Source organism: Streptomyces sp. NPDC007991 (genome assembly GCF_042958445.1).
Classification (GTDB): Bacteria; Actinomycetota; Actinomycetes; order Streptomycetales; family Streptomycetaceae; genus Streptomyces.
Genome location: NZ_JBIBJD010000005.1, coordinates 607,572 through 613,571 on the forward strand (window position 1 = coordinate 607,572; position 6,000 = coordinate 613,571).

General features: G+C 68.2%; 3 protein-coding genes and 1 pseudogene. All 4 read right to left on the reverse strand.

All coding sequences use genetic code 11. The features are described from left to right. Positions 1–487 precede the first annotated feature (487 nt). Positions 488–1,055 (reverse strand): annotated as a pseudogene (locus ACFZDA_RS17365) (DinB family protein). Positions 1,056–1,364: 309 nt separating this feature from the next. Beyond that, positions 1,365–1,529 (reverse strand): hypothetical protein, encoded by a 165-nt coding sequence (locus ACFZDA_RS17370; protein ID WP_391081551.1) that lies wholly within the window; start codon positions 1,527–1,529, stop codon positions 1,365–1,367. A gap of 324 nt (positions 1,530–1,853) precedes the next feature. Continuing rightward, positions 1,854–3,716, reverse strand: coding sequence for a thiamine pyrophosphate-binding protein (locus ACFZDA_RS17375; protein ID WP_391081554.1), 1,863 nt, complete (start codon positions 3,714–3,716; stop codon positions 1,854–1,856). Next, positions 3,713–5,842, reverse strand: a complete 2,130-nt coding sequence (locus tag ACFZDA_RS17380) for an FAD-dependent oxidoreductase (protein ID WP_391081558.1) — start codon at positions 5,840–5,842, stop codon at positions 3,713–3,715. The genes ACFZDA_RS17375 and ACFZDA_RS17380 overlap by 4 nt, the downstream gene beginning before the upstream one ends. Positions 5,843–6,000 lie beyond the last annotated feature (158 nt).

The window sequence follows — 6,000 nt, forward strand, 5'->3', positions numbered from 1 at the left end:
CGGAATCGTTCGGCAGGCCCCTCGGTCGGTGCGAACGAACTCGAGCAGCGGGCCCGCGCCGCGGCCCGAGCCGTCCAGGCCCGAGGTGCCGCTGTCGACACCGGTCTGGCGGCCGTGCCGGTGGTGGCGGCGGAGCGGACCTCAGGGTGTTCTGCCAGTGCCCGTCCGACGGCATCGAGCGACTCGATTCCGAGCTGGACGATTCAGCCGGGAGCCGACGTCCGCCCATCCCGGGCCCGGTCGGCGCATCAGAGTTCGTCGTCTCCTGGTGGCGCGATCGGGTGCAGGAGGTACATGCACCTGGAGGAGGCATGGTCGGCGCGCCCCATGCAGCGTCGGCAGTCGCCGCGCGACCGGCCGGCTGCGCGCCCTGTTCGTCCCTGACGAAGAAGGAGCCCAAGCGGCCGCAGCTTCACTGAAGCTCGCAGCCACGGAGCGTCAGGAGTCCATGTAGGTTTCCGAAGCTCGATCACCGGTTGCCGCAAAGTCATATGCGGCGCGGTACGGCTGCGTCCTGCCAGCGGTAGAGGTCGCGCAGCAGGGAAATCTCGGCGCCGTGATGGATCAGCTCCCTGTTTGTTGACGTGCAGGACCCTGTTCTCCATGGGAAACCGCTCGGGGCCCACCGTGGGCGGATTCTCCAGGTCGGCGTCCGAGAGCTCGCGGACCCCCGCGTTCCATCTCCCATACATCTCATCGAGCTGTTTCAGCGCCTCGTCAGCGGTCCCCGCGTAGGCGAATGTCTCGGAGTCGACGTCCTGGCCGCCGAAGTACCATCCGACCCGATAGCCCAGGCACGAGACGATGATGTGCGCCAGCCGCCAGGCAATCGTGGTCACCGGCGCCGGCACCGGGCCAGGGGAGGCGGAGTCCATCGTCCATTCCCCCGAACCTGCCGACATCGGTGCGGCCGACGTGCCACGTGGGCGGATGCTCCAGCAGCCGCGCACCGGCTCCCAGAAGTACTCCTCATCGGTAAGACCGTCCAGCTGCGGCCGCAGGTTCTTGTGCCAGTACCAGTCCAGCTGCTCCGCGAGCCGCTCGCTTCTTGTCATGTCCGCACACTACATAAAAAGGGAGACCTGGCCGCGACGCTGGGGGCTTCTTCCTCGGCCTTGTCCTCGGCGTCCCCTGCCGGAGTAGAAGCTGGGCGCCGTCGGGGAGGGTGACTTCGGGTGCGAGGCTACGCGCGGGTGGTCCGGGGGATCCGGGCCGCGAGTTACCGAGACGACGGTAGTGACCGGGGCCTGCGCTGCGCACCTGGGTGGTACTGCGGTACCACCCGGACGACGAAGTGTCTCCCGTGGCCCCAGGCCCGTGACCGACCAGCCTTTCAGTTACCCGCCGAGACCGGCACCCCGCTGTTAGGCCAAGGCCGCCCGCCTGCTGGACTTGTACGCCCGCACCTTCGACGGCGAACCGCTGAGCGGGGACGAGCACGTCATCTCCAGCGACGAGAAGATGTCCATCCAGGCCCGCTGCCGCTGCCGCCCGGCCCTGACGCCAGGGCACGCACGAGCGATGCGCATCGACCACGAGTACCAGCGCGGCGGCGCTCTCGCCCCCGTAGGCCTGGCGGGTGCGGGTCAGCAGTTCCTGGCTCGACCAGGTGGAGCGGTGGTTCGGCCTGCTCACCGGCAAGCAGATACGACGAGGCGTCAGACAACGCCGGGGCAGCGGAGTGACGCCGGAAGTCATCGATGTTGATCAAGCAGATGCCCTCTGAGATCGCGGTGCCCTGCGACGCGTGGTGATCCGCCCCGCGTAGCCATCGGCAACCACACGCTACGGGCGCCTGTGCCAGAAGGCCTTCGCCTTCTGGCACAGGCGCCCGTCAGCTGTCCAGCTCCTCGTCAGGGACAGTTCTCGTTGATCTTGTACTGGAGGGCGCGGGGGTAGTCGTGACGGCTGAGGCGGACCTGGACCAGCAGCGGTCCCTGGTTGATCGAGTCGTTCGGCTCGCTGATGCGCTTCAGTACGGATTCCAGTTCCTTGTGGGTGGCGACCGTCATGCCGGTCATCGGGCTCTTGTCCGAGCCGAAGACCTTGGCCAGCTGGTCGTAGTGCCACTGGTGCAGATTGTTGTAGAAGTCGGCGCCGTCGGACGGCTTCTGCTCGTAGTAGCACGGGTCGACCAGCATCTGCTCGATGCCGTAGAAGCCCTCGTTGTCCAGCACGAAGATCACCGAGTTCAGCCGGTGCCGGGTGTGTGTGGACAGTTCCTGGCACGTCTCCTGGAACGCGCCGTCGCCGACGAACACCATCGGCCGTTTGCCCGCGGCCTTCCGGGCCATCGCGACGCCGGTGGCCGCTCCGACCGAGTAGCCAATGGACAGCCACGAGTTCTGCGCCAGGTATCCGGCGCGCTCGACGCTGTGCAGGTTCATCGAGCCCAGGAGGGCGAACGCCGCGTCGGACAGGAGGGTGAACGGTGAGGTGGCCTGGGCGCCCGTGCCCGTCGCCTGGCTGTCGAGGAAGCGGCTGATGCGCTGGAAGAAGCTGTCGTACGTCAGCTCCGCCTGGATGTCGGTGGCGCTGAGCTGGGCCTGGTAGGCGGCCGTGCTCTCGGGCACCGCCGCCCCTTCGGCGTGCGCCTGGGCGAAGTAGTCGGCGGCGAAGGCGCCCGGGCCGAACTCGGTCACCAGCGCCTCGCGCAGTGCCGGGATGAACCGTTCCAGCTGGACGTCGGGGTAGTAGGAGGCGCCGACGCTCACTCCTTCGCGGGCGGCCACGCACCAGTCGTCGCCGATGTCCTGTTCGCCGCCGAGGTTCTTCGATGTCGACCAGGTACCCAGCCCGATGCGGCACTTGGCCCGCTGGAACACCTCCCGTACGTATGGATCACTGGCCTTGCCGTTGTAGACACCGACGAATCCCGGGGTGTTCTCCGAGACCACGGACTTGCCCCCGACGGTCGTGCAGAACGGCATCCCCGTGTCCCGCGCGAACTCCGTGAGGGGTGAGGAGAGACGGAACCGGTCGATCTCCTCGCCCGCCCACAGGATGGGCGAGCCCTGTACTCCCCCCTTCTGTTTGACGAGGTCGACGGCGGCGGCGACCGCCTTGGCCAGCATGGTCCGGTTCTTGGGGGTGAACGGGCGCTGCCTGGGCGCCAGATGTCCCTGAGGTGCTTCGCATTCCGCGGCCCAGACGTCCTCCATGACCTCCAGATACACCGGCCGGCGCTCGGACAGGCAGGCGACGATGGCGCTGTCGATCTGCACGGGGGCCAGTCCCGGGTTGGAGATCACCTGCGCGTCGACCGTGACCTGGCGGTACACGTCGAGGTTGCTCTCCCGGCGCTGGCTCATGTGGGAGGTGAGCAGGCCGATGGCCTGGTAGTTCAGCCACTGCTCGTAGGTCGGGCAGGCGTTGATCGCGATGAGCGGCACATATTCGACGTAGGCGCCCCCGATGGGGTTGAGCAGGTTGAACGCACCGACGCTGTAGGTGACGGCGACGGCCCCGACGCCGAAGCCGCCGTCAGGGGCGTCGGCGTGGCGGGCCCGCGCATAGGCGTCGGCCGCATACCCGGCCCCGACCTCGGTCGGGGTGCCCACCCACGTCAACTGCGGAGTGTGCTGCTTCATGATGGACAGGAACGGACCCAGGTGATTGCCGGGCACGCCGAACAGGTGCTCGATGCCGAGCTGTTCGAGTCGCGTGGCCAGGTACCGCGCCACGTTCCATGTCGAGGGCTGCTGCTGCTCCGTCACTTTGCCTGCACCTCCGTGAGTTGTCGCTCGTCCACCGCTTCGCGTCCCGCCTCGCGTTCCACGGGCACCGTGTAGGACGGAGGCGACGCCTTCTCGTGCACCTCGATGGCTGCGCGGACCGCCGTCTCCACGGCGCCCTCGATCCAGGCGTGCTTCAGCGAGGTGTGTTCGCCCGCGAAGTACACCGGCCCTTCGGGCTTGACGGCATCCAGGTGGAAGCTGGTCATCTGGTGCGGCGTGTAGATCGCGGCCTCACCGAAGGCGTACGGGTTGCGCAGCCAGCTCTGGGTCTGCCCGGCGCCCGTGTAGAACACTTCGATGCGGCGGCCGTGGACCATTTGCAGGTTCCGCAGGGCGTGGACGTAGCGCTGCGCGTCCTCCATCGAGTCCCAGCGTGCCGCGTCGTCGGACCAGGAGTAGGTGGCCAGGACCACCCCGCCGCCCCTGCTGCCCGGCACCGGGTGGGAGGGGTAGTACATGTACCGGTTGGGGTTGTCGGTGGTCGAACCGCCCCCGAACACATTGGTCGCCGGCCGAAGCGGTGCCCCGCGCAGCGGCTCCTGGCGGTAGTACTCGAGCTGCCTGTGGTCGATGAGCTGCTCCTGGACGCTGCCGTGGGCACCGAGCAGCCCCGTCGGCAGTGAACTCAGCTGGGACGGCAGGTCGTCCGCGGGCTCTACGGGGGCCTTGGCGGACTGCTGGTAGAAGTCGTACAGGCCCGGATCGACGGACTCCAGCTCCCGGCGCCAGTCCTCCTCGGTGAACTCCCACCACCGCTTGGAGAACTCCAGCAGCACCTTCGTCGCCTGGTCGTAGTGCGTCTCGATGACCGCCCGCCGCTTCTTGTACGAGAACGGCGGCGACACCTCGACGAAGCGGAAGCTCGAGAAGGGGATCGTGACGATCGCCATGTCACCCCTCCACACCCGGGGCTGTCCGCTCAGGGAGTCCTCGGGCTCGGTGTGGATCGCGACCGTGCGCCCCGGCTCCGGGCCCACGTCTTCGCGCCGCTCACCGTCCCGGCGCGGGTCCCAGTACTCCAGGCGGACCATCCGGTGTCCCATCACCAGCTCGTCCTGAAGCCCTTCGGCGAGCTTGTCGGGCAGCATCTCGGTGCCGCCCTCGATCTCCCAGTAGGTGACGTTCGGGTTGATGTCGCTGCGGCCCAGGAAGCTATGGAAGAACGACAGGTGGAGCCGCGAGGTGAGGTTCTCGATCGAGCCGGCGGCCTCGATGGCCTCGTCGCTCAGACCGGCGTGGTCACGCAGGAAGTCGCCCATCGAGCAGCCGTCGAAGTCGTGGACCACCCTCGCCCAGCCTTCGAGCCACTCCTTGAACGGCTTGTTCACCCGTTGCTGCGTGCCGTCCTGGCCGGTCACGGAGTCGGAATAGTAGTCCCTGACCTCTTCCAGAGCATCGTTGATCATCTGGCTGGTGGTCAGCCGTGCTTCGTCCCCCGTCAGGTGGAAGCCCTCGTTGATCAGCGTGGGGTCGTCCGCGTACTCGGAGCGGCGGGCCTGGACGGAGTTCATCTGGATCCAGGTGTTGTTCCGCTTGTGGGGCTCCCGGAAGTCGGGGCTGTCCTGTCCGTACCTCCACTCCTGACCGGTGAAGGACTTGTAGACCACCGGGGGCACGGGCGCCTTCTGGAAGCCCGTACGGGGATCGACGTCGACGTTGTAGAACAGCCGGCGCTTCAGTCCGAGCTTGTCGATCAGGGCGAGGGTGAGGGGGTGGAAGTCGGGCAGCCGCATGGCTCCCGCCTCCGCGTACTGGGCCGGATCGGTGAACGGCCCCTCTTTCTCGCCCTCCCGGCGGCGGAAGGTCTTGATGCGTCCGCCCACCCGGCTGGCGTTGGCCTCCAGGATCGTGACCTTGTGGCCGGCCTGCTTGAGTATCGTCGCGGCCACCAGGCCGGAAATCCCGGCCCCGACGATCAGCACCTCCTTCGGCCGCCCGGGCGGCTGTCCGGGAGCCAGCCCCCGGTCGATGAGGACGTCGAGGAAGCGCAGCTTCAGGTCCTCGTTCTTCGGCTCGGGGCCGACCAGAAGCAGCTCGCGCGCCAGCTGCAGACAAGTCTCCCAGCGCACGCGATTTTTCCAGAGGTCGGTTTTGGTGTTGTCCATGGCGTCTGTTCCCTTCTGGGTGAAGCGAGAGCCGTGAGGCCCGACCGCTACGGCACGTCGGGCGGGCGGGGGCGCGCGGGCCCCGGCCGCCCCCGGGGGGCCCCGACCCCCCCCCGGGGGCGGGGGGGGCGGGCCGGGGGGGGGGTTGCCGGGTTGGG